The following is a 285-nucleotide window of genomic DNA, read 5'->3' on the forward strand; positions in this document are numbered from 1 at the left end:
AGCTGGAATCGCCGTCCAACTTCCCGGTGCGCGGCGCGATCTTCTGCCATGTGCGCGACAACATCCCGGCCGAAGCGGACTTCGATCGCAACAAGATCCTGATCACCACCCACCCCGAGTACGTCGACGTCTGGTACTGGACGATCCCGTTCTCCAACGGCTGCTGCTCGCTGGGCGTGGTGGCCGAGCCGTCGTTCTTCGAGCGCTACGACGGCGACGACCTGCAGAAACTGCAGGCGATCGTCGGCGAGGACCCGAACCTGACCCGGCTGCTGGCCAATGCCG

The 285-nt window shown here is 64.9% G+C and carries 1 pseudogene; it reads left to right on the plus strand.

Annotated elements, in window-relative coordinates:
* Positions 1-285: pseudogene (locus EN846_RS34705) on the plus strand (FAD-dependent oxidoreductase); the annotation flags it as partial.

The sequence above is a fragment of the Mesorhizobium sp. M4B.F.Ca.ET.203.01.1.1 genome (assembly GCF_004791025.1).
Taxonomy (GTDB): Bacteria; Pseudomonadota; Alphaproteobacteria; order Rhizobiales; family Rhizobiaceae; genus Mesorhizobium; species Mesorhizobium abyssinicae.